The 24,459-nt window shown below is 73.1% G+C and carries 22 protein-coding genes; 16 read left to right on the top strand and 6 right to left on the bottom strand.

What is annotated here, in order from left to right:
• The 4 genes from ACIF9R_RS35320 to ACIF9R_RS35305 form a co-directional block, all read left to right on the top strand.
• Nucleotides 1–531, top strand: a 531-nt coding sequence (locus tag ACIF9R_RS35320; protein WP_399986729.1) for a flavodoxin-dependent (E)-4-hydroxy-3-methylbut-2-enyl-diphosphate synthase, incomplete at its 5' end; no start/stop codon positions are given.
• 159 nt (nucleotides 532–690) lie between these two features.
• Nucleotides 691–1,539: a GNAT family N-acetyltransferase gene (locus ACIF9R_RS35315; RefSeq protein WP_399986727.1), complete on the top strand. Its 849-nt coding sequence runs from the start codon at nucleotides 691–693 to the stop codon at nucleotides 1,537–1,539.
• Between the two features lie 27 nt (nucleotides 1,540–1,566).
• Nucleotides 1,567–2,133 (top strand): GNAT family N-acetyltransferase, encoded by a 567-nt coding sequence (locus tag ACIF9R_RS35310; protein WP_399986725.1) that lies wholly within the window; start codon nucleotides 1,567–1,569, stop codon nucleotides 2,131–2,133.
• A gap of 130 nt (nucleotides 2,134–2,263) precedes the next feature.
• On the top strand, nucleotides 2,264–3,967 hold the full coding sequence (locus ACIF9R_RS35305; RefSeq protein WP_399986723.1) for a proline--tRNA ligase: 1,704 nt from the start codon (nucleotides 2,264–2,266) through the stop codon (nucleotides 3,965–3,967).
• A gap of 137 nt (nucleotides 3,968–4,104) precedes the next feature.
• Here the strand turns inward: ACIF9R_RS35305 and ACIF9R_RS35300 are convergent, their stop codons facing one another.
• Entirely contained in the window at nucleotides 4,105–4,332 is a 228-nt protein-coding gene (locus ACIF9R_RS35300) for a hypothetical protein (protein ID WP_399986721.1), read from the bottom strand.
• A 162-nt stretch (nucleotides 4,333–4,494) separates the two neighbouring features.
• The gene (locus ACIF9R_RS35295; RefSeq protein ID WP_399986719.1) at nucleotides 4,495–4,935 is read right to left on the bottom strand and encodes a helix-turn-helix domain-containing protein; all 441 of its coding nucleotides are present in this window, start codon (nucleotides 4,933–4,935) and stop codon (nucleotides 4,495–4,497) included.
• A gap of 309 nt (nucleotides 4,936–5,244) precedes the next feature.
• On the opposite strand from ACIF9R_RS35295, the gene ACIF9R_RS35290 reads away from it, so the two are divergent.
• From ACIF9R_RS35290 to ACIF9R_RS35280, 3 genes are read left to right on the top strand one after another with little or no spacing between them, the layout of a single operon-like run.
• Nucleotides 5,245–5,835, top strand: a complete 591-nt coding sequence (locus ACIF9R_RS35290) for an RNA polymerase sigma factor (protein WP_399986717.1) — start codon at nucleotides 5,245–5,247, stop codon at nucleotides 5,833–5,835.
• The gene (locus ACIF9R_RS35285) at nucleotides 5,832–6,557 is read left to right on the top strand and encodes a BN159_2729 family protein (RefSeq protein WP_399986715.1); all 726 of its coding nucleotides are present in this window, start codon (nucleotides 5,832–5,834) and stop codon (nucleotides 6,555–6,557) included. The genes ACIF9R_RS35290 and ACIF9R_RS35285 overlap by 4 nt, the downstream gene beginning before the upstream one ends.
• Nucleotides 6,554–7,087 (top strand): hypothetical protein, encoded by a 534-nt coding sequence (locus ACIF9R_RS35280; RefSeq protein ID WP_399986713.1) that lies wholly within the window; start codon nucleotides 6,554–6,556, stop codon nucleotides 7,085–7,087. The genes ACIF9R_RS35285 and ACIF9R_RS35280 overlap by 4 nt, the downstream gene beginning before the upstream one ends.
• A gap of 311 nt (nucleotides 7,088–7,398) precedes the next feature.
• Here the strand turns inward: ACIF9R_RS35280 and ACIF9R_RS35275 are convergent, their stop codons facing one another.
• The 3 genes from ACIF9R_RS35275 to ACIF9R_RS35265 are packed head-to-tail and all read right to left on the bottom strand — an operon-like array spanning nucleotide 7,399 to nucleotide 9,440.
• Nucleotides 7,399–8,313, bottom strand: a complete 915-nt coding sequence (locus ACIF9R_RS35275; protein WP_399986711.1) for an aminoglycoside phosphotransferase family protein — start codon at nucleotides 8,311–8,313, stop codon at nucleotides 7,399–7,401.
• 51 nt (nucleotides 8,314–8,364) lie between these two features.
• Entirely contained in the window at nucleotides 8,365–8,838 is a 474-nt protein-coding gene (locus ACIF9R_RS35270; RefSeq protein WP_399986709.1) for a DUF4439 domain-containing protein, read from the bottom strand.
• Nucleotides 8,835–9,440, bottom strand: coding sequence for a hypothetical protein (locus tag ACIF9R_RS35265; protein ID WP_399986707.1), 606 nt, complete (start codon nucleotides 9,438–9,440; stop codon nucleotides 8,835–8,837). The genes ACIF9R_RS35270 and ACIF9R_RS35265 overlap by 4 nt, the downstream gene beginning before the upstream one ends.
• Before the next feature lie 211 nt (nucleotides 9,441–9,651).
• Here ACIF9R_RS35265 and rimP point away from each other — a divergent pair, with 211 nt between their 5' ends.
• The 9 genes from rimP (at nucleotide 9,652) to ACIF9R_RS35220 (ending at nucleotide 22,578) form a co-directional block, all read left to right on the top strand.
• Complete coding sequence (rimP, locus tag ACIF9R_RS35260) at nucleotides 9,652–10,173, top strand: ribosome maturation factor RimP (protein WP_399986705.1); 522 nt, start codon at nucleotides 9,652–9,654, stop codon at nucleotides 10,171–10,173.
• Nucleotides 10,174–10,175: 2 nt separating this feature from the next.
• Nucleotides 10,176–11,198, top strand: coding sequence for a transcription termination factor NusA (gene nusA / locus ACIF9R_RS35255; protein WP_399986704.1), 1,023 nt, complete (start codon nucleotides 10,176–10,178; stop codon nucleotides 11,196–11,198).
• 101 nt (nucleotides 11,199–11,299) lie between these two features.
• Nucleotides 11,300–11,620 carry a YlxR family protein gene (locus tag ACIF9R_RS35250; protein WP_399986702.1) on the top strand — a complete coding sequence of 107 codons (321 nt, stop codon included), beginning with the start codon at nucleotides 11,300–11,302 and terminating at the stop codon, nucleotides 11,618–11,620.
• A 148-nt stretch (nucleotides 11,621–11,768) separates the two neighbouring features.
• A complete protein-coding gene (infB, locus tag ACIF9R_RS35245; protein WP_399986700.1) occupies nucleotides 11,769–14,816 on the top strand; it encodes a translation initiation factor IF-2 in 3,048 nt (1,015 codons plus the stop codon).
• Nucleotides 14,817–15,078: 262 nt separating this feature from the next.
• Nucleotides 15,079–15,375: a DUF503 domain-containing protein gene (locus ACIF9R_RS35240; protein WP_399986699.1), complete on the top strand. Its 297-nt coding sequence runs from the start codon at nucleotides 15,079–15,081 to the stop codon at nucleotides 15,373–15,375.
• A 54-nt stretch (nucleotides 15,376–15,429) separates the two neighbouring features.
• Nucleotides 15,430–15,879, top strand: coding sequence for a 30S ribosome-binding factor RbfA (rbfA, locus tag ACIF9R_RS35235; protein ID WP_399986697.1), 450 nt, complete (start codon nucleotides 15,430–15,432; stop codon nucleotides 15,877–15,879).
• Nucleotides 15,876–16,781, top strand: coding sequence for a tRNA pseudouridine(55) synthase TruB (gene truB, locus ACIF9R_RS35230; protein ID WP_399986696.1), 906 nt, complete (start codon nucleotides 15,876–15,878; stop codon nucleotides 16,779–16,781). Before rbfA ends, truB begins: the two co-directional genes overlap by 4 nt.
• Nucleotides 16,782–17,088: 307 nt before the next feature.
• Nucleotides 17,089–21,438 (top strand): serine protease, encoded by a 4,350-nt coding sequence (locus tag ACIF9R_RS35225; RefSeq protein WP_399986694.1) that lies wholly within the window; start codon nucleotides 17,089–17,091, stop codon nucleotides 21,436–21,438.
• 183 nt (nucleotides 21,439–21,621) lie between these two features.
• A complete protein-coding gene (locus ACIF9R_RS35220) occupies nucleotides 21,622–22,578 on the top strand; it encodes a bifunctional riboflavin kinase/FAD synthetase (protein WP_399986692.1) in 957 nt (318 codons plus the stop codon).
• Nucleotides 22,579–22,653: 75 nt separating this feature from the next.
• Here ACIF9R_RS35220 and ACIF9R_RS35215 read toward each other — a convergent pair.
• On the bottom strand, nucleotides 22,654–24,459 hold a 1,806-nt coding region (locus ACIF9R_RS35215; protein ID WP_399986690.1), incomplete at its 5' end, for an AAA family ATPase.

The raw sequence follows: 24,459 nt of genomic DNA, 5'->3' as shown, positions 1-24,459 counted from the left end.
GACTATCCGCTGCATCTTGGTGTCACGGAGGCCGGTCCCGCGTTCCAGGGGACGATCAAGTCGGCGGTGGCCTTCGGTGCGCTGCTGTCCCAGGGTATCGGTGACACCATCCGGGTTTCGCTGTCGGCCCCGCCGGTGGAGGAGATCAAGGTGGGTATCCAGATCCTCCAGGCGTTGGGGCTGAAGGAGCGGCGGCTGGAGATCGTTTCCTGTCCGTCCTGCGGCCGGGCCCAGGTGGATGTCTACAAGCTGGCCGAGGAGGTCACCGCGGGGCTGGACGGCATGGAGGTCCCGCTGCGGGTGGCCGTCATGGGCTGCGTCGTCAACGGGCCGGGCGAGGCCCGCGAGGCCGACCTCGGGGTCGCCTCCGGCAACGGCAAGGGGCAGATCTTCGTGAAGGGCGAGGTCATCAAGACCGTGCCCGAGTCGAAGATCGTTCAGACGCTCATCGAGGAGGCGATGAAGATCGCCGAGCAGATGGAGAAGGACGGCGTCACCTCGGGAGAGCCGCAGGTCTCGGTCGCCGGCTGACGGAGCGCCCCGGCCGCGGGGCGGCACCACCCGGTCCGTCGGCGGGCGCCTCGGGGGAACCCGAGGACGGGTTCCGGCCGGGAACCGGGGCGGCGATGCCCGGCTTCCGCGGGTACAGTGCGGACATCAGGCAGACCCCTTTGTGTGAGGCCCCCGCACTTGTTGACGCAGACCACTTCACGGGTCCTCGAACCGAGTGACCTGGACGCCGCCCTCGCCGTACTCCACCGCGAGCCGGTCGCGAACGCCTTTGTGACGGCCCGGGTCCAGATCGCCGGCCTGGACCCGTGGCGGCTCGGCGGCGAGATGTGGGGCTGGTACGAGGGGGGCGTCCTGACGTCCCTGTGCTACGCCGGCGCCAACCTCGTACCCATATGCGCCACCTCCCGTGCAGTCCGCGCCTTCGCCGACCGCGCCCGCCGGGCCGGGCGCCGCTGCTCCTCCATCGTCGGCCCGGCAGTTCCCACCGCCGAGCTGTGGCGGCTGCTCGGACCCCAGTGGGGCCCGGCGCGCGAGGTCCGGACCCATCAGCCCCTCATGGTCACCGACCGCATGCCCGACGATGTCGCCCCCGACCCCTACGTCCGCCGCGTCCGCAAGGACGAACTGGAGACGATCATGCCGGCGTGTGTGGCGATGTTCACCGAGGAGGTCGGCATCTCACCCCTGGCCGGCGACGGCGGACTGCTCTACCAGGCCCGGGTCGCCGAACTCGTCGGCGCGGGCCGGTCCTTCGCCCGCTTCGACGCCGACGGCAAGGTCGTGTTCAAGGCCGAGATCGGGGCCGCGACCGACCGCGCCTGCCAGATCCAGGGCGTCTGGGTGGCCCCCGAACACCGCGGCAGGGGCGTCGCCGCCCCCGGCATGGCAGCCGTCCTGCGGTACGCCCTTGCCGACACCGCCCCCGTGGCGAGTCTCTACGTCAACGACTTCAACACCCCCGCCCGCAGGACGTACGAGAGGGTCGGCTTCCAGGAGGTCGGCGCCTTCATGAGCGTGCTGTTCTGACCCGCGCGTCCCTGTAGTCTCCCCGGCATGTTGCGCTTTCCCGGTCACGACCGCTCCGACCCCGACGACATCGTGATCGGCCCCCTCGACCTGCCCGGTCACGTCGACGAGGCGCTGGCCGTGCAGGCGCTGGCGTTCGGGCTCGGCCCCGACGAGGTGGCCGTGCGCCGGCAGATCGTGCTGCGCCACATGACCTTCCCCGGTGCCAGGGCCTTCGGCGCCACCGTCAAGGGCCGCCTCGTCGGCTTCGTCTACGGCATGCCCAACGACCGCACCCACTGGTGGTCCACCGTCGTCGAGCCCTATCTCCGCGCCCGGGGCCACGGCGACTGGCTCGACGACTCCTTCGTCATCACCGAGCTGCACGTCCACCCCCGCCACCAGCGGCACGGCATCGGCCGCGCCCTGATCACCACGATCACCGACGGCGCCGAACAACCCCGCTCGATCCTTTCCGCGATCGACGTCGAGAGCCCCGCCCGCCACCTGTACCGCTCCCTCGGCTACCAGGACCTCGCCCGCCAGGTCCACTTCCCCAGCGCCGCCAGGCCGTACGCCGTCATGGGCGCCCCGCTGCCGCTGCCGCGCGGATAGCCGGACGGTTCACGATCGCGGACGGCCCGGGACCGCCGACGGCGGACGGCGGGTTATCGATTTCCGCCGCCGCGTCCCGCCCGGCTAACCTCCATGTCATCCACTCAGACGCAGCAGGAGTACGAGAACCATGGCGAACGCACCGGTCCAGCGCATGTCCCAGTTGATGGCGAAGACGCTGCGCGACGACCCGGCGGACGCCGAGGTCCTCAGCCACAAACTGCTGGTCCGCGCGGGCTATGTGCGCCGCACCGCCGCCGGCGTCTGGACGTGGCTGCCCCTCGGCAAGAAGGTCCTCTCCAACGTCGAGCGGGTCGTCCGCGAGGAGATGGACGCCATCGGCGCCCAGGAGGTCCTGCTCCCCGCCCTGCTGCCGCGTGAGCCCTACGACGCCACCGGCCGCTGGGACGAGTACGGCCCCGAGCTGTTCCGCCTCCAGGACCGCAAGGGCGGCGACTACCTCCTCGGCCCCACCCACGAGGAGATCTTCACGCTGATGGTGAAGGACCAGGCGTCCTCCTACAAGGACCTGCCGGTGATCCTCTACCAGATCCAGACCAAGTTCCGCGACGAGGCCCGCCCCCGCGCCGGCATCCTGCGCGGCCGCGAGTTCCTGATGAAGGACTCCTACTCCTTCGACCTGGAGGACGAGGGCCTCGCCCGGTCGTACGCGCTGCACCGCGCCGCGTACCAGAGGATCTTCGAACGCCTCGGCCTCGACTACCGCATCTGCGCGGCCACCGCGGGCGCCATGGGCGGTTCCAAGTCCGAGGAGTTCCTCGCCCCGGCCGAGGCCGGCGAGGACACCTTCGCGGACTGCCCCCACTGCGACTTCGCCGCGAACACCGAGGCGATCGCGTATGAGCTGAAGCCGGTCGACGCCGCCGGTGTCCCGGCCGCCGAGGACATCCCCACCCCCGACACGCCGACGATCGAGACCCTCGCCGCCTCGCTCGGCGTGCCGGCCTCGGCCACGCTGAAGAACCTGCTGGTCAAGGTCGACGGGGAAATCGTCGCCGTGGGCGTGCCCGGAGACCGCGAGGTCGACATGGGCAAGGTCGAGGCACACTTCGCCCCGGCCGTGGTGGAGATGGTCACCGAGACGGACTTCACCGCCCGCCCCGACCTGGTACGCGGCTATGTCGGCCCGCAGGGCCTGGACAAGGTGACGTACCTCGCCGACCCGCGCGTCGCGCCCGGCACCGCCTGGATCACCGGCGCCAACAAGGCGGACACGCACGCGAAGAACGTGGTCGCGGGCCGTGACTTCGAGGTCGACGCGTACGTGGACGTCGTGGTCGTGCAGGAGGGCGACCCCTGCCCCAAGTGCGGCACCGGACTGCGCCTGGACCGCGCCATCGAGATCGGGCACATCTTCCAGCTGGGCCGCAAGTACGCCGACGCCCTCAAGCTCGACGTCCTCGGCCAGAACGGCAAGCCGGTCCGCGTCACCATGGGCTCCTACGGTGTCGGCGTCTCCCGCGCGGTGGCCGCTCTCGCCGAGCAGACCGCCGACGACAAGGGCCTGTGCTGGCCCGCGGAGGTCGCGCCGGCGGACGTGCACGTGGTCGCCGCAGGCAAGGCACTGCAGACGGAGCTGGCCCTGGACGTCTCGGAGAAGCTGTCCGCCGCGGGCCTCCGCGTCCTGGTCGACGACCGCGCCGGGGTCTCCCCGGGTGTGAAGTTCACCGACTCGGAGCTGATCGGCGTCCCGCAGATCCTGGTCGCGGGCCGCCGTGCGGCGGAGGGTGTGGTCGAACTGAAGGACCGCAGGACCGGCGAGCGCGAGGAACTGACCGTCGAGGAGGCGATCACCCGCCTGTCCGGCCGCTGACGCCGTCAGGTGGCCGGACGCGCCGGGGCCCGGTCCTGGACGGACCGGGGCCGGCTCCGGGCGGGCCGGGCGTCGATGCCGCCGCTCCGTTCAGCCGGTGACGGGGCGGCGGGGGTGCGGGGCGGTAGGTTCCGGCGTCAGCAGGCTTGGGCGGTGACCGCTTGGCCGAGCAGTTCCACGGGTAGTGTCAGCCGCTCGCCGCAGAAGCACAGGAGCGTGCTGCCGGTGGCCTCCGGCGCGCCCAGGTCGATCGTCAGGAGCGCACGCAGTTCCCGGACCGCGTCGAGCAGGTGGGAACCCTTCGCGACGAGGATGCTGACCTCGTCCGGATCCCATACGACGGGTTCCGGCAGATCGTCTGCCACAGAGATGTGGATGCACATGGCTGTCTCCCAGGGACGCACGAACGGCATGAATTCCGCTCCGGGAGGCCAGCGGTTCGTCGATGGTATCGATGCGGGTGAGTACCTGTGGGGCATTCCGCGCATTCACCGAAGAGGAGTCCGCCGCCGGGCGTAAGGGGACGCTCAGGTGATCCGGCTGACCTGAAGCATGGCTTCCGCGTCCTTGACCAGTGCGCGCTGCCGGGCCTCCGGCAACTGGCGGTAGAGCTTCAGCAGCCGTGCCTCACGTTCGTCCCGGCTGGGGCCCGGGACGGGGCGCCCGACAGCCTCGAAGAACTCCTTGGGAGTCGTCCGCACGCCCCACCGCCGGAACACCTCGACCATCGCCCGCAGCTTCTCCGGGGCGATCCGTGAGGTGCCGCGGGTACGGTTCATCCAGGCGTTGAGCGTCTGGTACGAGATGCCCGCCTCTTTGGCCAGGTCCTTCTGCGTTCCGCTCTGAGGCAGGGCGAGGAGGCGCTCGATGAGCGCCGCGAGATCTTCACCCGGGTGCTCCGGGTCCCCGCCGGGGTGTACCGGATCATCACCGTCGGGCGGGGAAAGAGGCCTTTGTCGGTTCGTCACACGTCAGAGGATCGAGCATCGCTATCTACAAGCGCAAGTAGATTGCAGATCGATGTGGGATCGTACGCCATGCGCCCGGGCGCGGGGGTGCGCCGGGCGCGACCGTCTCCGCGTTTCACTCCCCGGACGGACCCCGGACCATCGACCTTGACGCGGTATGCGTCTACATGGAGACTGTAGATGTCTTCCGGAGGTGCGGTCCGCTCACCGGCGAGGCCGGGCGGGCTGCGCCCGGATCGTCGCTTCGCACCGCGTGAATCCACATCTACATGAAGATTGCATACGAACGTCGGCGAAGGAGTACCACCCGTGTCCTTACCCACCCGCGTGAGAACCGCCCCGGACGCCTCCGAGCCGGCCTGGCTCACCCGTGCCCGTACCGGGGACCGAGAAGCGTTCGCGGTCCTCTACCGCGAGCACTACGGCCTCGTGTACGGCTACCTGCTGTGCCGCACCCACGACCGGCACCTGGCCGAAGACCTCGCCCAGGAGGTGTTCGCGCGTGCGCTGCGGAACATCGGTGGCTTCGCCTGGCAGGGCGTCGGTCCGGCCGCCTGGCTCACCACGATCGCCAGGAACCTCCACCTCGACGAGCTGGGCCGCGGCCGCACCCGGCACGAGACCCTGGTCGCCGAGTTCGGGGACCCGGCGCAGGCCGGTCCCGGCACCGAGTCCCTGGTCCTGCGCGAGTTCGACGTCATCGAGGCCAGCGAGACGGTGCACCGCGCGCTGTCCGCCCTCGCACCCTCTCAGCGGTACTGCGTGGAACTGCGCTTCATCGGAGGCCTGACGATCGAACAGACGGCGGACGCCATGGGCCGCAGCGTCGGCGCGGTCAAAGCGCTGACGCACCGTGCCATGCACAAGCTGCGCTGGGCGACCGGGGCGGTGGCCGCGTGAACGAATCCGTCGTACGCGCCGTATCCGTCGTCCGCGTGACGGTGGTGGCACCCCACCACAAACAGGTCCCCGACCCGGCGGCCGTCCTCCGCGCCGGCCCCGCACGGCCTCCGGACGCCCCCGAGCCGCGCCGTACCGACGACGGCGGGCCGCCGCCCCCCGTGACGGCGCCGACCGAACTGGAACGGCAGGCACTCGCCTGGGACGCCGCGCGGGAACGCGCACGGTCCGTGGCCCGGGCCATCGAGAGCGAGGTGGGTACCCACCCGGACGTGCGGAGCGTGTCGGTGGACGGCGACACGGTGCGTGTCCTCCTGAGCCTCGCACCCCCGTTCTCGCGGTGGGCCGGATGGCGCGAATACCTCGGGATCACCGTCGTCGGCGGGGCGGCGGGCTCGCGCACACTGGCCGGCGAGGGGCGGCGTGACGGCGTACGGGTGACGGCCCTCGTCCGGCAGACGGGTCTCGTCCGGCAGGCGGGTGGGCAGGAGCGGTCCTTCCGGCTCGGCGACACCACGTACGACCTGGCGCTCCCGTACCGCGACGCGCACGGGGAGACCTGGTACTTCCAGGGCCGGCGCGCCCCCGACGGCATGCCCCTGATGTCGCTGGACGGCCGCACCGAGCGCTGTTCCCTCGTCAACGTGGCGCAGTACGCGGGTCCGCTGACCCCCGTGCTCGCGCTCGCGGACGCGGCCACCCCGGACGAAGGGACCCGATGAGGACCCGGACCGGGCGGCTCCGCCGTCTCCTGTCCCGCCGGTACGCCCGGACGCGGGAGACCGAGCAACGGTTGCGCCTGGAACACGAACTGACCGTGAGCAGACAACGGCTGGCGCGCTGGCAGCAGCACGCCGACTCGTACGAACGCCAGTTGGGCCGAGCCCAGCGGGAGCGGGCGCACCTGCTGGCCTGGCTCGCGGCACTGCACCCGGCCGGCGCGGTCCTCACCCCGCTCACCGGCTCCGGCCACGAGGGAGCCCACCGCCTGTGCCTGGAGGCCGGCGGATGGCACCTGACATGGCGTCTGCCGCCCGGCGACCTCGCCCTGTTCACGCACGTCCCCTCCCACCCCGAGCACGTCACCGCGCACCTCGCACCCGACGGCGACGACGCCGCCGACCAGGCGGCTCGCATACGCAGGCACACCTGGCTGCTGGCCTTCGAGAGCGCCCTGACGTCCGGCCGGGCCGGGGCAGTCGGAGGGGAGCCGCACCGGGGCGTCCGGCCGGTCTCCGAGCCGCCCCGGTGACGGCACCGCGAACTCCGGTCAGCAAGCTCGGGAGGCACGCCGACCGGACCACCAGCGCCCCCCTGCCCCACAACGGGCAGGGGGGCGCACCCCACCGGCCGACGGGGCGGTGCCGCCGGCCCGGCGCAGTGCCGGGGACCGGCCGGCCAGTGCCGCGGCAGGCAACGTCTGCCCGTCGAGGAGCGGCGTCCGGTGCGTGCTCTCGGCGTGCCGGCCGGAAGTCCTCGTACTGGACGTACTTGGGCTTTTGTACGGTGCGTCGAGAGTGCGTGCCGGGCGTCGCGACGGGGCGAACGGTGCCTGTTGCGGCACTAGAGCCAGCCCGCGAACTCCAGCAGCAGCTCCGCGTCCCGCTCGCGCCCCACGCGCCGCGCGCGTACGCCCGACTCCACCGCGCGGAACAGCGTCCAGCCCCGCAGCCGCTCCCGGTCGACCTCCAGGGACTCCGCGAGGCGCTTCACGCGGCGGCGGGTCGTCGTCGCGCCCGAGGGCTGGGCGATGAGGTCCTCCACGCGGTCACGGACCAGCCGCGCCAGGTCGAACGCGTGCTCACCGACCACCGGGTCCGGCCCCACCGCCAGCCAGGGCATCCGCTCCCCAGCGAGCACCTTGCTCTGCCGGAACGTCCCGTGCAGCAGCCGGTGCTCGGGAGGTTCCGCCAGCAGCTCCTCGCGGGCCGCCAGCGCCGCGTCCACCAGCGGTGCCACCTCCGGATCGGCCGAGGCGCTCGCCCGCATCGCCCGCGCCTGCCGCCCCGTCCGCTCGGCCACCGTCTCGAAGCCGTGCTCCTCCGGCGGATCCACCCAGAGCCGCCGCAACGTCCCGGCCGCCTCCAGCAGCGCCTTCGCCTCCGGCAACGTCCGCACCGACACATCCGGTTGCAGCCGCTCCAGCAAGAGCACGCCCTCGACCCCGGCCGACGAGGAGGGCGGCTCCTCCAGCAACCGCACCGCTCCCAGCCCGTCCCAGCGGGCCAGCGCCGCCCGCTCGCTCTCCGGACGGGCCCGGGGCGGCGCCAGCTTCAGCACGGCGGGCCCGCCGCCGGCCGTGCGCACCAGCACCACCAGGCTGCTGCGCCCGCCCGGCACCTGCACCCGCTCCACGGTCAACTCGCGCTGTGCGACGGCCTCGTGCGCCGCCTCCGGCAGCTTCTCCAGCCAGTCGTCGCCCTCGGGCGCCGTCTCACCGAGCGCCCTCACCAGACGCTGCGGCGGTTCGAAAACCATGCGCGAGTCGTTCCCTTCCTGCTGTACGCGGTGCCTGCCGCCCCCGTCGGGTCACGCCTTCGGCGCCGGCGTCCCCGAAGCCGTACCGCCCCGCTCGGCGAGCCCAGGGAAGGCTACGCTCTCCCCGCTCCAGCGCACCGACCGCACCGCTGCCTCCCGCATCGCCTCGGCGGCCCCCCTGCGCCGCTCACCGGTGCTCGCGCGCACCAGATCGGCGTACACCCCGGCCACCCGGTCCTCCAGCCGCGCCGCCAGCCGGATGGCCGCGGGCGCGTCCGGCACCGGGAAGGGCAGCGCGTACCCCGCCGCGGCGGCGACGGGCGCGGCTCCCGCGTCCTTCACCGCGCGCGCCAGTGCGTCCCTGCGGGCCCGGTGCGCGTCGTACGCCGTCCGCGCCTCGGTGCGCCGCTCCGAGCCGACCCGGCCGCCGACGACGCCGTAGCCGTACACCGCCGCGTGCTCCGCGGCCAGGGCCGCCTGGAGGGCCCGCAACTCCGCGTTCTCCGCCTCGCGCGCCTGGTTCACCGGCCGGCCTCCGTCAGCAGATACACATGGGCCGCACCGGCCGCCGCCACCGAGGCCAGCAGCCGGGCCAGTTCACCCGGTGCGTCCACCAGCGCCCTCGTCCGCGCGTCGGCGATCTCCCGCTCGGCGGCGGCGAGTTCGGCGAGGGCGTCCTTCTCCTTCGCGGGCACGGCAGCCGCGGAAGGCATCGAAGAAGCCGCCCCGGAACCGGAGGACGACGCGGACGGGGACGACACGGACGGGGACGACACGGACGGGGAGGACACGGACGGGGAGGACACGGACGGTGACGGCGACGACGGGGCCTTCACCGCACCCCCGAACGCCTCCGCGTGCCGGACCACCTCCGCCCGCAGCGGACGCAGCCGCTCCGCCAGCTTCGGATGCGCGGCGACGACCGCGTCGTACCGCGCGGCGAGGTCCTGGCTCTCCCGCACCGCATGCGCGCGGGCCCGGTCGGCGGCCGAGGGACGGCTGCCGCCGGTCTCGGAATTCTCGGACTCGGCGGAACAGCCCGCCACCAGCAGGGCCGCCGGGGCGGCGGCGAGCAGGCTCCTTCTGCGCGGCCCCGAACGGGCGCGCGGAGACGAGGGGAACGGCACGGCAGACGTCCTCGGGGGCTCGTACGAACGTGGCGACGGAAGGGAAGCGGACCGCTGGCCCGTGATCACGGTACCCGTGCCCCCGCCCCGCGGGGGTCAGCGGCACCCTCCGTGACCGGGGTGGACGGCAACACCCCCGGCGACCGGATACGCTTTGACACAGACACGTGCACCGACCCACAACAGCACACGCGGCCGAGGAGTCACCCGGATGAGCACCACCCAGAGCGAGAGGCTGCGAGAACTTCTGGAACCGCTCGTCAGCTCCCAGGGCCTGGATCTCGAAGAGATCGCCGTGGACTCGGTCGGCCGCAAGCGTGTGCTGCGTGTCACCGTCGACTCCGACACCGGTGCGGACCTCGACCGGATCGCCGATGTGAGCCGCGCGCTCTCGGCGAAGCTCGACGAGAGCGACGCGATGGGCAGCGCGGAGTACACCCTCGAGGTCGGAACCCCGGGCGCGGAGCGCCTTCTCACCGAGCACCGCCACTATGTGCGCGCCACCGGCCGCCTCGTGCGGTTCCAGCTGGCCGCGGGCGGTGACCTGGTCGCCAGGATCACCGGGGCCGACGACGACGGTCTCGATCTCGAGGTGCCCGGAGTCAAGGGCCGCAGGCCCACCGTGCGCCGACTCGCCTTCGACGACATCACCAGGGCGCGCGTCCAGGTCGAGTTCAACCGCAAGGACGACGCGGCCGACAACAAGAACGACATGAAGGAAGAGGAGGCGTAATCGTGGACATCGACATGAGTGCTCTTCGGCTGTTGGTGCGGGAGAAGGAGATCTCTCTCGACCTGTTGGTCGAGGCGATCGAATCGGCCCTCCTCATCGCCTACCACCGCACCGAGGGAAGCCGCCGGCGCGCGCGCGTGGAGCTCGACCGGGAGACCGGACACGTGACCGTGTGGGCGAAGGAGGACCCCGAGGACCTCGAGGAGGGCCAGGAGGCCCGCGAGTTCGACGACACCCCGTCCGGCTTCGGCCGCATCGCCGCCTCCACGGCCAAGCAGGTCATCCTGCAGCGGCTGCGCGACGCCGAGGACGACGCCACGCTCGGCGAGTACGCCGGCCGCGAGGGCGACATCGTCACCGGAGTGGTCCAGCAGGGCCGCGACCCCAAGAACGTCCTGGTCGACATCGGCAAGCTGGAGGCCATCCTGCCCGTGCAGGAGCAGGTCCCCGGCGAGACCTACCCGCACGGCCTGCGGCTGCGGTCGTACGTCGTCCGGGTGGCCAAGGGCGTACGCGGCCCGTCCGTCACCCTGTCGCGCACGCATCCCAATCTGGTGAAGAAGCTGTTCGCCCTGGAGGTGCCGGAGATCGCCGACGGCTCCGTGGAGATCTCCGCGATCGCCCGTGAGGCAGGTCACCGCACCAAGATCGCCGTCCGGTCCACCCGGTCGGGCCTGAACGCCAAGGGAGCCTGCATCGGCCCCATGGGCGGCCGGGTGCGCAACGTCATGGGCGAGCTGAACGGTGAGAAGATCGACATCGTCGACTGGTCGGACGACCCGGCCGAGATGGTGGCGAACGCGCTGTCGCCGGCCCGGGTCTCCAAGGTGGAGGTCGTCGACCTGGCCGCCCGGTCCGCGCGGGTCACCGTGCCGGACTACCAACTGTCCCTGGCGATCGGCAAGGAAGGGCAGAACGCCCGCCTCGCCGCCCGTCTGACCGGCTGGCGCATCGACATCCGGCCCGACACGGAGCAGACCGGGGAGAAGGCCGGGGACCGGGCCGGGGGACGGGCCGGGGAATAGATCCAAGCCGTGGGGCGCTGAGATCACGACAGCTTCGCCCGCGGCACCGTTCGATTCTTGCCCCAGAAGGGTGAGGTCGGTCCGGGGAGGTAGACTGAGGAGTGTCTGGCCGGACACGTGCTGGCGTATGCCCTGAGCGCACCTGCGTGGGGTGCCGGGAGCGAGCGGTCAAGAGCGAGCTGCTGCGGATCGTGGTGATCGAGGACGCGTGCGTCCCGGATCCTCGCGGTACGCTTCCCGGCCGGGGTGCGTACGTGCATCCCGCCCCGGTCTGTCTCGACCAGGCGGTGCGCCGCAGGGCGTTCCCGAGGGCGTTGCGCGTCCCGGGACCGCTCGACGTAAAGGCGTTGCGCCACTACGTCGAGCAGGCACAAGGTTGCCGATCAGCGGCTCTCCCGCCGGCTGGACAGGCAACACGGTAAGAACATGCCGTACGGAAACCCCCGTGCGGCCTGGTACCTCGCGAGTCGAAAGCAGGTCGAGATTGCGATGAGCACTCGATGAGTACGCGATGAGTACGCCCATGAACTAGCGACGGTCCGGACGCAACCCGGACCTCAGAGGAGCGAAGTGGCTAAGGTCCGGGTCTACGAACTCGCCAAGGAGTTCGGTGTGGAGAGCAAGGTCGTCATGGCCAAGCTCCAGGAACTCGGTGAATTCGTCCGTTCGGCGTCTTCGACCATCGAAGCGCCCGTAGTACGCAAGCTGACAGACGCCTTCCAGCAGGGCGGGGGCAACGGCAGGTCCGCCGCGAAGCCCGGTGCCCCGAGGAAGGCCGCCCCCAGGCCTCCCGCGCCGTCTCCGGCGCAGGCTGCCCGTCCGGGCCCGGCGGCTCCGAAGCCGCCGTCAGCACCCAAGCCCGCCGCGGCCCAGCCGCAGGCGGTTCCGTCGACTCCCTCGCCGGCCCCCGCCTCGCGCCCGACGCCGGGCCCGCGGCCCGCGCCGCGTCCGGCTCCGGCCGCTCCGGAGTTCCAGGCCCCGCCCGCCGCGGCGGCGGCTCCGGCTCCCTCCGGTGCGAAGCCCGGTGGCGCGCGTCCCGGTGCTCCCAAGCCCGGTGGCCGTCCGGCCGGTCCGGGTCAGGGCCAGGGTCAGGGCGGCCGTCCGTCCGGCCAGGGTCAGCGTCCCGGTGGCGGCGCTCCGCGTCCGGGCGGTCGCCCGGCCGGTCCCCGTCCCGGTAACAATCCCTTCACCTCCGGTGGGTCCACCGGCATGGCCCGTCCGCAGGCGCCGCGCCCGCAGGGCCAGCGTCCCGGCGGTCCCGGTGCCCCCGGCGCCGGTCCCCGTCCCCAGGCCCCCGGGGCCCAGGGCGGCGGTCCGCGTCCGCAGGCTCCGGGCGGGCAGCGCCCGACTCCGGGTGGGATGCCGCGTCCGCAGGGCGGTCCCCGTCCCGGCGGCGGCCCCGGTGGCCCGCGTCCCAACCCCGGCATGATGCCGCAGCGTCCCGCTGCCGGCCCGCGTCCCGGTGGCGGCCCCGGTGGCCGCGGTCCGGGCGGCGCCGGTCGTCCGGGCGGTGCCGGTCGTCCCGGCGGTGGCGGCGGCTTCGCCGGCCGTCCCGGCGGCGGTGCCGGTGCCGGTCGTCCCGGTGGTGGCGGCGGCTTCGCCGGTCGTCCCGGCGGTGGCGGCGGCTTCGGTGGCGGCGGTGGCCGTCCCGGCTTCGGTGGCCGTCCCGGCGGTCCCGGTGGCCGTGGTGGCACGCAGGGCGCCTTCGGCCGTCCCGGCGGTCCCGCGCGTCGTGGCCGCAAGTCGAAGCGGCAGAGGCGCCAGGAGTACGAGGCCATGCAGGCCCCGTCGGTCGGCGGTGTGATGCTGCCTCGCGGCAACGGCGAAGCCATTCGCCTGTCGCGCGGTGCCTCGCTCACCGACTTCGCGGAGAAGATCAACGCCAACCCGGCGTCGCTCGTCGCGGTCATGATGAACCTCGGCGAGATGGTCACCGCGACCCAGTCCGTCTCCGACGAGACGCTCCAGCTCCTCGCGGACGAGATGAACTACACGGTTCAGATCGTCAGCCCGGAGGAGGAGGACCGCGAGCTGCTCGAGTCCTTCGACCTGGAGTTCGGCGAGGACGAGGGCGACGAGGAGGACCTGGTGGTCCGTCCGCCGGTCGTCACCGTCATGGGTCACGTCGACCACGGCAAGACGCGTCTCCTCGACGCCATCCGCAAGACGAACGTCATCGCGGGCGAGGCCGGCGGCATCACCCAGCACATCGGTGCCTACCAGGTCGCGACCGAGGTCAACGAGGAAGAGCGCAGGATCACCTTCATCGACACCCCGGGTCACGAGGCGTTCACCGCCATGCGTGCCCGTGGTGCGCGGTCGACGGACATCGCGATCCTGGTCGTCGCGGCCAACGACGGCGTCATGCCGCAGACGGTCGAGGCGCTCAACCACGCCAAGGCGGCCGAGGTCCCGATCGTCGTCGCGGTCAACAAGATCGACGTCGAGGGCGCCGACCCGACCAAGGTGCGCGGTCAGCTGACCGAGTACGGCCTGGTGGCCGAGGAGTACGGCGGCGACACCATGTTCGTCGACATCTCCGCCAAGCAGGGTCTGCACATCGACAGCCTCCTCGAGGCCGTCGTCCTCACCGCGGACGCCTCGCTCGACCTGCGGGCCAACCCCACGCAGGACGCGCAGGGCATCTCGATCGAGTCCCGGCTCGACCGCGGCCGCGGTGCCGTGGCAACGGTCCTCGTCCAGCGAGGCACCCTGCGGGTCGGCGACACGATGGTGGTGGGCGACGCCTACGGCCGCGTGCGCGCCATGCTCGACGACAACGGCAACAATGTCGCCGAGGCGGGCCCGTCGACGCCGGTCCAGGTCCTGGGCCTGACCAACGTCCCGGGCGCGGGCGACAACTTCATCGTCGTCGACGAGGACCGTACGGCCCGTCAGATCGCCGAGAAGCGCGCCGCCCGTGAGCGCAACGCCGCGTTCGCCAAGCGCACGCGCCGCGTGTCGCTGGAGGACCTGGACAAGGTGCTCAAGGCCGGCGAGGTCCAGCAGCTGAACCTGATCATCAAGGGCGACGCGTCCGGATCGGTCGAGGCTCTGGAGTCGTCCCTGCTGCAGCTGGACGTCGGCGAAGAGGTCGACATCCGCGTCCTGCACCGCGGTGTCGGTGCGGTCACGGAGTCCGACATCGACCTGGCGATGGGCTCGGACGCCATCGTGATCGGCTTCAACGTGCGCGCCGCCGGGCGGGCACAGCAGATGGCCGAGCGCGAAGGCGTGGACGTCCGCTACTACTCGGTCATCTACCAGGCGATCGAGGAGATCGAGGCGGCCCTCAAGGGCATGCTCAAGCCGGAGTACGAAGAGGTCGAGCTCGGCACGGCGGAGATCCGCGAGGTCTTCCGCTCGTCCAAGCTGGGCAACATCGCGGGTGTGCTCATCCGCTCCGGCGAGGTCAAGCGGAACACCAAGGCCCGCCTCATCCGCGACGGCAAGGTCATCGCGGAGAACCTCAACATCGAGGGTCTGCGCCGCTTCAAGGACGACGTCACCGAGATCCGCGAAGGCTTCGAGGGTGGTATCAACCTCGGAAACTTCAACGACATCAAGGTCGACGACGTCATCGCGACGTACGAGATGCGCGAGAAGCCGCGGGCGTAACAGCCCACGGTGTGCACCGGCCGGCGGGACCGCGGTCCCGCCGGCCGGCTCGTGTGTGCGGGGACGGTGGCGCGCGCCGGTGGGCTGTGGCCCGTCCGGTGGGCTCCGGCGGTCCCTGGCGGGTCCGGCGGGCTCCGACGGTCCTTGGCGGGCGCTATATCCGTCGATCGTCAGGGCCCCTTCGTTGTACGGTTCTGATGTCCCCGCCCACCACGGACGGCGGGGCACCGATCCCGTGCCGGCGGGTGAACCGGCTGCACACATGTATGTGGGGACGCTGTCCTTCGACCTCCTCCTCGGCGACGTACGTTCGCTGAAGGAGAAGCGCTCCGTCGTCCGCCCGATCGTCGCCGAGCTCCAGCGCAAGTACGCGGTGAGCGCGGCCGAGGTGGATCACATGGACCTCTACCGCCGGGCGGTCATCGGCCTGGCCATGGTGTCCGGCGACGCGGGGCATCTGAGAGACGTACTGGACCGGTGCGAGCGGCTGGTCGCCGGGCGCCCCGAGGTGGAGCTGCTGTCCGTCAGGCGGCGCTTCCACGGCGAAGACGACGACTGACGACCGACCACAGCCGCAGAGATACGCAGACAGGAAAGAACGGGAGACGGACCAGTGGCCGACAACGCGCGGGCGAAAAGGCTGGCGGACCTCATCCGAGAGGTGGTGGCCCAGAAGCTGCAGCGCGGGATCAAGGACCCGCGGCTCGGCTCGCACGTCACCATCACGGACACCCGGGTCACGGGTGACCTCAGGGAGGCGACCGTCTTCTACACCGTGTACGGGGACGACGAGGAGCGGAAGGCCGCCGCGGCGGGCCTGGAGAGCGCCAAGGGGATCCTGCGCTCCGAGGTGGGCCGGGCGGCGGGCGTGAAGTTCACGCCGTCCCTGGCCTTCGTCATGGACGCGCTGCCGGACACCGCACGCAACATCGAGGACCTCCTCGACCGGGCGCGGCAGTCCGACGCGGCGGTGCGCGAGGCGTCCGCGGGCGCCACGTACGCCGGCGAGGCCGACCCGTACCGCAAGCCGGAAGACGACGAGACGGACGACTCCTCCGAATGACCCAGAAGCACACCACGCCCGACGGCCTTGTCATCGTCGACAAGCCGTCGGGCTTCACTTCGCACGACGTGGTCGCCAAGATGCGTGGCATCGCGCGCACCCGGCGCGTCGGCCACGCCGGCACCCTCGACCCCATGGCGACGGGAGTCCTCGTCCTCGGCGTCGAGCGGGCCACCAAGCTTCTCGGCCACCTGGCGCTCACCGAGAAGGAGTACGTGGGCACCGTCCGGCTCGGGCAGAACACGCTCACCGACGACGCCGAGGGGGAGATCACCTCCTCCGCCGACGCCTCCAAAGTCACCCGTGAGGCCATCGACGCGGGTGTGGCCGAACTGACCGGCGACATCATGCAGGTGCCGTCCAAGGTCAGCGCCATCAAGATCGACGGCGTGCGCTCCTACAAGCGCGCGCGGGAGGGCGAGGAGTTCGACATCCCGGCCCGGCCGGTCACCGTGTCGTCGTTCTCCGTGTACGACGTCCGGGACGCCGTCGCCGAGGACGGCACCCCGGTGCTCGACCTGGTCGTGTCGGTCGTCTGCTCCTCCGGCACCTACATCCGGGCCCTCGCCCGGGACCTGGGCGCGGGTCTGGGCGTCGGCGGGCACCTCACCGCGCTGCGCCGTACCCGCGTGGGTCCGTACAAGCTGGACTCCGCGAGGACGCTGGACCAGCTTCAGCAGGATCTGACGGTGATGCCGATCGCCGAGGCCGCCACCGCCGCGTTCCCGCGCTGGGACGTCGACGAACGGCGGGCCAGGCTGCTCACCAACGGAGTGCGGCTGGAGATGCCCGAGGAGTACGCGGGCTCCGGGGCCGTGGCCGTCTTCGGCCCCGGGGGCCGGTTCCTGGCCCTCGTCGAGGAGCAGCGGGGCAAGGCCAGAAGTCTGGCCGTCTTCGGCTGACGGGTCCGCCGTCCGGCCGATCGAGGTGCCGGGTGGCCCGATGGACGGGGGGACGCGTCTCCCCGGCCCCGGGTCCGCCCGTGGAGCGGCGTCACGGGGATGGACATGCCGCCGCTCCACGGTCCCCCTCGGTTCCCCCACTCCTAGGGTGTATCCATCCCCGCCTGCCTGTTCACCCGTAAGTGCGGGCGCTCGGAGTGAACCGGGGGAGCGGAAGGGGGCGCGTTCCCCGACCGATCTGTCCCGCTGATCATTTCGGCCCTAATGTCGCAGAACAGGGCACGGATGTACGGTGGGAGGCGCGAGGATGCCGTCAGGAATCGGGTCCCGCGAGGAGCGGGACGTCCCGGGCGGTCCCTCGGGCGTCATGGAGGCGACGGGGGCCGGAGGGGACACGGGAGCCGCGGGGACGGAGGGCTCTGCCCCACGCCGGGAGGACGTGGACGCGTCCGGTGGCGAGACATACCCGGGGCGCGCGGAACCCCCTGGGCGCCCCTGTCCCTCGTGGGCCTCGGAGCCGCCCGGCGACCGGGAGCACTCCGGCCGTGCCTGTCCCTCCGCCGGCGGGGAGCTGTCCGTCGCGGGCCCGCCGGGTCTCCAGGAGGCCCCGAGCCTCCTCGGTCCTCCCGGCCGCTCGGCCTTGGCCTCCCTCGGCCGGCCGGCACCCTCCGGCCACCCCGGATCGTCCCTGTGCCCGGCCCTCGCCCCGCTGCCCGCGGACCATCCCGTCGACGAGGGGCTGGTCAGCCTGCACGACCTCGCGGGCCGCCCGCGCGGTACCGGATTCGTGGCCGACCACCGCGGCACGGTGATCACCAGCCACGAGGCGGTCGACGGCCTGCCCCGGCTCGTGCTGTACGCGGCCGGAAACCGCCACTGCGTGGTGACCGACGACGCCGTCACCCCGCTGCCCGCGCTCGATCTCGCCCTGGTGCGCACCGAGGGACTCGGTGTGGCACCCCTGCCGGTCTCCGCACGGACGGGCGTCGAGAGCGGCACCTACGTGCGGATCGCCGCCGGAGGCTGGCGCGAGGCGCGCGTACTGGGCACGACCGCCGTCACCTACACCGCCACCGACCGCCCGTACCCCGTCGCCGACGCCCTGGAGCTGGCGGTCGGCACCGCGGGCCGGGACGCACTGCGCCTCGGCGGCGGGGCCGCCGGCGGCCCCGTCCTCGACGCCGGTACCGGCAGCGTGCTCGGCGTGCTCGGCACCGCCCTCCGCTCGGCCGACAGCGACGTGGGCTTCGCCGTACCGCTGCCCTCGGCGGTCCCCGCCCTCGCCGGGCTGCTCAGCGAGAACACGGCGACGGTGCCCGCCTACGGTGCCGACCTCAACCTCGCCGCACTGGTGGAACTCACGGCCACCTGGTCGGGGCTCGCGGCCGCCCCGACGGTGCCCGTGGGACCGTCGCCGGGGTGTCCGGCCGACGGGGTGGGAGCTCCGGCCGGTGCGGGGGCGGTGGGGCCCCCAGGTGCCTCGGCGGGGTTCGGGGGAACGCCTGCGGGAGGTTCCGCGACCTCGGCGCGGGCTGCCGCCGACGTGGCCGGACCCACCGGCGCTCCGGCGAAGGCCGGGGGCGTGTCGGCGAGGCTCTGGGGCGGCTCGCCGGGGGCCGCGGCCGGTGCCGCGGGGCGTGCCGGGGGTTTTGCGGGGCTCTCGGCTGCCTCGGTGGGGCACGGGGGCACGTCGGCCGGGTTCGCGGAGGCCGCCTCGGGGGGACCGTCGGCCGGCAGGGCCGGGCTCACGGGCACTTCGGCAGAGACCGCGGCCGCCGCCACGGCGGGACGGGCGACCGCCTCGGGGGGACCCACCGCCGAATCGACGGCGTGGGCAGCCGCGGCCGTCGGGCTCACCGCCACCTCGCCGGGGTACACGAGCACCCTGGTGGGGCTTCCTGCCGCCTCCGCCGGGCTCGGGGCCGGCCCGGACCAGAGGGCGAGGTCCGTGGGACCTGTCGAACGGCCTGCCGTTTCCACAGCGTTCGCCGCGTTCGAGCGGGGGGACGCAACGGTGCTGGGCCTCGTCGGACCGCCCGGCAGCGGCCGCAGCACGGAACTCGCGCGTCTCGCCGCCCGCCGCCACCTGGACGGACGGCCCACACTGGTACTGCGGGGCGCCGATCTGCGCGAGGACGACGGCTCGCTCGCGGATGCCGCCCGCCGCGCACTGGACCGTGCCGCCGCTGTCGTGGCCGCCTCCCGCGCCGCGTTCCCGACCACTCCGGACGCCCTCGGCGACCTGGGTCCGGAGCGTGTCGCCCGGCTCGCCCACCGCGCCCGTCGCCCGCTGCTGCTGTTCCTCGACCACCCCGAGGAGATGCCGCCCGGCCTCTTCCGCCGCCTCCCCGAATGGACCACCCGCACCACGCGATGGCTACGGGCGACAGGCGCACGGCTGGTGGTGGCGTGCGGTGCGGAGTACTGGGAGGAGGCGAGGTTCCCGGACGAGGCACCGCCCCCCGGTGGCCCCGGCCCCGATGAACTCGATGGACTCCCCCCGTTCGTGACGCTCGGCCCGCTCACACCCGACGAGGCGCGCGAGGCCCGTGCCCGCCACGGAATTCCCGAGGACGCCGTGACCGGCACCGACGCCCGCCACCCGCTGATCCTGGGACTGCTCGCCGAGATCCGGGCCGCCCTCGCCGACGACGCCCCCGACGCCCCCGACGCCCCCGACGTCCCCGTCGACCGCGACGACGTGTTCTCCGCCTACCTGGACCTGTCCTGCCTGCGCATCGCCACCCGCCTCGCCGCCGGGAGCGGGCTGCGCGGCACCGCCGTACGCCGGCTGGCGGCCACAGTGGCCGGGCAGGTGCACGAAGCCGCCCGGCGCGGCCTCGGTACCGGGCACGGAGGGCTGGACGCCGAGGCGTTCGAAGCCGTGTTCCCCGCCCGGCCCGCCCCGGACCGGCTCGGCGGCGGCACCGGCTGGGCCGGGGCGGTCCTCGCCGAGGGCCTTCTCGTCCCCGCCGGAACCGGCTACCGGTTCGCCCACCAGGAGCTCGCCGACTGGCTCCAGGGCATCCACCTCGACCTGGACGGCGCCCTGCGCGCCCTCGTCCACGACCCCCGCACCCCGTGGCACGCCGACCCCGTTCCGCACCACCGCGTCGGCCCGGTCGTCGAGGCCCTGCTGCTGCTCGCCCGCCGGCACGGCACCGAGCGCCTCGCCTCACGCCTGGCGGACCTCGTCCACGCCCTGGACGCCGACCTCGGCTCGTGGTGGGCCGCCCGGCTGTTCACCGGGACCCTCGCGCGCGTACCCGACGCCACCCCGTACACGGCCGTGCTGCGCCTGCTGACCGACCGCATCGTGGCGTGGCGGGAGCAGCGGCGGACGGTGCCGCCGGAGCTCGGCCCCGCCTTCTGGACCGCGCTCCGGCTGCCGCTGGAGGCCCGGTGCGCCCTGCTGCGCCGGCTGGTGCACGCCGACGGCCCGCCGTGCGAGAGCGGCCCCCGCTTCCTCGACGCCGCCGCCCGTCTGCTCACCACCGACCCCGTGGCCGTACTGCCGTATCTCGTGCGCTGGTTCGACGACGAACGGCCGCTGCCCGCCACTCCGCACGCCACCGTCGCGACGGCCGCGCAGGCGCTGCTGCACACGCACCGGCACGAGGCCCTGGACGCGCTGACCGAGGCCCTCGCCGACAGCGCGCACCGGCGCGCCGACCAGCTGCTCACCGTTCTGACCGAGGAGGAGCCGGCGGCGATGTGCCGGGCCGTCGACCGCTGGGCGCGGGACGAGCGCCCCGCACGCCGGGCCGCCGCGATCACCTACGGCCTGCGCACCGCGCCGTACACGCGCGACGCCACCGACCGCACCCTGCTGAGGTACGCGGCCCTCGCCGTACTCGTCCGCGCCGCCGACCGCGAGGTGCACGGCGGGGCGCTCGCCCTCCTCGTCCGCGACCCCGACAGCAGGGACCGGCACATCGAGCGCGCCCTGGCCCACTTCGCGGACGGTGACCCCCACCTCCCGCCGAGCGCGCTGACCGACGCCCTGGAAACGCACCCGGAGCCGGTACTCGACGCCTTCCGCGCGAGGCTGGCCCGGGGAGCGGACCCGGCCGACACCTTCCACGCCCTCGCCGATGCCACCACCCCCGCCCTCGCCCGGCCGGTCGCCGCCCTCGTGCGGGAGTCCGCGCAGCGGCGGCCCGAGCTGACCGGGCACGTGGCCGTCTACGCCGACCGGCGACTCGACCGGGGCGGCCCCGCCGACCGGGCCGTACTCCGGACCCTGCTCACCGGCCTGCTGGACGGCGGCGCCCCACCGCTCCGGCTGGCCCTCGCCGGTGTGCTCGCCACCCCCGGCACACAGGCCTCCCGTGCGCTGCGCCGCGAACTGCTGGACGCCCTGCTCGCCCGCGAGTCCGACCCTGCCGTCATGGAGGCGGTGCTGCGCGCGGCCGCCCGGAGCACCGGCCCCGAGCTGCGCGTCCTCGTCCACCGCACCGGCCTGCTGCTCGTCCGTACCCCGGACGGCGCCGACCGCTTCGAGCGCTGCCTGGCCGACCTGGGCCGGCACGTCCCGGGCTTCGCCGCCGCCGTGGCCGGCTGGCTCGCGGACGCCCCGCGCGCATGGGCCCCGCTGGTGGGTCCCCGTCTGCGCCGGACGATCGAGGACCTGGCGGGCGTATCCGCCCCCGCATGACGGCGGCGGGCACGTGTCCCCCGTCACACGGCGACCGTTCCGACCCTTCCGACCATGCCCGATGCGATGCCGATGCGATGCCGATGCGGGTCACCGGCATGGGGCATGGCACCCTTAGAGCTGCGCAGAGAAGTCCACGGACTCGGGTCCGTCCGGCAAGGTTTTCGACAGGGAGCAGGGACAGTGCAGCGCTGGCGTGGCTTGGAGGACATTCCCCAGGACTGGGGGCGCAGCGTCGTCACCATCGGCTCCTACGACGGAGTCCACCGCGGGCACCAGCTGATCATCCGGCATGCCGTGGACCGCGCCCGCGAGCTGGGTGTCCCGGCCGTCGTCGTCACCTTCGACCCGCACCCCAGCGAGGTCGTCCGCCCCGGCAGCCATCCCCCGCTGCTCGCCCCGCACCACCGGCGCGCCGAGCTGATGGCCGGTCTCGGGGTGGACGCGGTCCTGATCCTGCCCTTCACCACCGAGTTCTCGAAGCTGTCCGCGGCCGACTTCGTGGTCAAGGTCCTGGTCGACAAACTGCACGCCAGGGCGGTCGTCGAGGGCCCCAACTTCCGCTTCGGACACAAGGCCGCGGGCACCGTGGACTTCCTCACCGAGCAGGGCCGGATCTACGACTTCGACGTCGAGGTCGTCGACCTGTACGTCAGCGGTGAGGCGGGCGGCGGCGAGCCGTTCTCCTCCACGCTCACCCGCCGCCTGGTCGCCGAGGGCGAGGTCGACGGCGCCGCCGAGATCCTGGGCCGCCCGCACCGCGTGGAGGGCATCGTCGTCCGGGGCGCCCAGCGCGGCCGTGACCTGGGCTTCCCCACGGCCAATGTCGAGACCCTCCCGCACACCGCGATCCCCGCCGACGGCGTCTACGCCGGCTGGCTGCACGCCCAGGGCGAGGCCATGCCGGCCGCGATCTCCGTCGGCACCAACCCTCAGTTCGACGGCACCGAGCGCACGGTCGAGGCGTACGCCATCGACCGCGTCGGCCTCGACCTGTACGGCCTCCATGTCGCTGTCGACTTCCTGGCGTTCGTACGAGGGCAGGCGAAGTTCGACACGATCGACGCGCTGCTGGAGCAGATGGCAGAAGACGTCGAGCGCTGCAAAGAACTGGTGGCCGCGGCCGAAAAGCCGGAATAGCCGGAATGGCCGGACCCGCATGCGAAAGCGGCCCCTCCCGAGGGGCCGCTTTCGCATGCGGACGGTGTCCCGTCCCTACTGCCGGCCGGGGTGTCCGGGCTGCGGAGGATAGGGCTGGCCAGGGGCCCCCGGGTACGCCTGCCCCGGCTGTACCGGGGGCTGCCCCGGGTACGGGTAGTGCTGTCCGGGCTGTGGCTGCTGCGGCTGCTGGGGCGGCTGCTGCTGGGGGTACGGGCCGGGCTGCCCGGGAACCTGCGGCTGGCCGGGGACGGGCTGGCCCGGCAGCGGCGGGGCGGCGACCGGCGGCGGGTTGCCGTCGGAGGTCCACAGACCGTGCGACTGCTGATGCCGGACGAAGTCCTCGGCGACCATCGCGGCGAGGTTGAAGTACGCCTCCCGCACCTTCGGCCGCATCATGTCGAGATCGACCTCGGCACCGGCCGCCAGATGTTCGTCGAACGGTACGACGACCACGCCCCGGCACCGGGTACGGAAGTGCGCCACGATGTCGTCGACCTTGATCATCTTTCCGGTCTCGCGCACCCCCGAGATGACGGTGAGGGACCGGGAGACAAGGTCCGCGTACCCGTGCGCGGACAGCCAGTCCAAAGTCGTACTGGCGCTGCTCGCCCCGTCCACCGACGGCGTGGAGATGATGATGAGCTGGTCGGCGAGGTCCAGCACGCCGCGCATGGCGCTGTACAGCAGACCCGTACCGGAGTCGGTGAGGATGATCGGGTACTGCCTGCCGAGCACGTCGATCGCGCGCCGGTAGTCCTCGTCGTTGAACGCCGTGGAGACGGCGGGGTCGACGTCGTTGGCGATGATCTCCAGACCGGAGGACGCCTGCGAGGTGAACCGCCGGATGTCCATGTACGAGTGGAGGTGCGGGATCGCCTGGACGAGGTCACGGATGGTGGCCCCGGTCTCGCGCCGCACCCGGCGGCCGAGCGTACCGGCGTCCGGGTTGGCGTCGATCGCGAGGATCTTGTCCTGCCGTTCGGTGGCGAGGGTGGAACCGAGCGCGGTCGTCGTGGTCGTCTTGCCGACGCCGCCCTTGAGGCTGATGACGGCGATGCGGTAGCAGGACAGCACAGGCGTACGGATCAGCTCCAGCTTCCGCTGTCGCTCGGCCTCCTCCTTCTTTCCGCCCAGCTTGAAACGCGAACCGCCGGCCGCGGGACGGCTGCTCTTCGCCTTCTGCTTCTTGCTGTTGAGCAGCCGGTCCGACGACAGTTCCACGGCCGCGGTGTAACCGAGCGGCGCGGCACCGGGATTGGTCGGCTGCCGCTGGTCGTGCCGGATGGGCTGCGGCCAGGCGGACCCGGCACGCGGATCGACCGGCTGCTGCGGCGGCATCTGCTGCCCGGCGTGCGGGGGCATCTGCTGTCCGGCGTGCGGGGGCTGAGCCTGCGCCGGCACACCGGGGTGCTGCGGCTCCGGAGCCGCGTCGGGCGACTGCGGCTGCGGCTGCTGCGGGAAGCCGTATCCGGCCGGGGGCTGCGGGGCCGGGGGAGTGGCCGCGGTCCCGGCGGCAGGGAAGCCGTAACTGCCGGGCTGGGCCGGGGGAGTCGGGGTCGCGGTGGGTGGCATGCCGTGTCCGGCCTGGGGCGGAGTGGGCGGTTGGGTGTCGGTGGGTGCCGGGGTGCCCGGCTGGGGGAAGCCGTAGCCGGGCTGCGGGTTCGGGGCCGGTGGGTTCTGCGGCTGTTGCGGTGCAGCGGGCGGCTGAGCCGCACCGGCCGGCGGGAACCCGTATCCGGCCGGAGGCTGTTGTGCCGCTGGTGTGGTCGCGGTGGGTGGCATGCCGTGTCCGGCCTGGGGCGGAGTGGGCGGTTGGGTGTCGGTGGGTGCCGGGGTGCCCGGCTGGGGGAAGCCGTAGCC

Origin of the sequence: Streptomyces sp. NPDC086080, assembly GCF_044540255.1 — a bacterium.
Taxonomy (GTDB): domain Bacteria; phylum Actinomycetota; class Actinomycetes; order Streptomycetales; family Streptomycetaceae; genus Streptomyces.
Note: the sequence above shows the minus strand (reverse complement) of the source record. Positions and strands in the feature narration are given on the sequence as shown.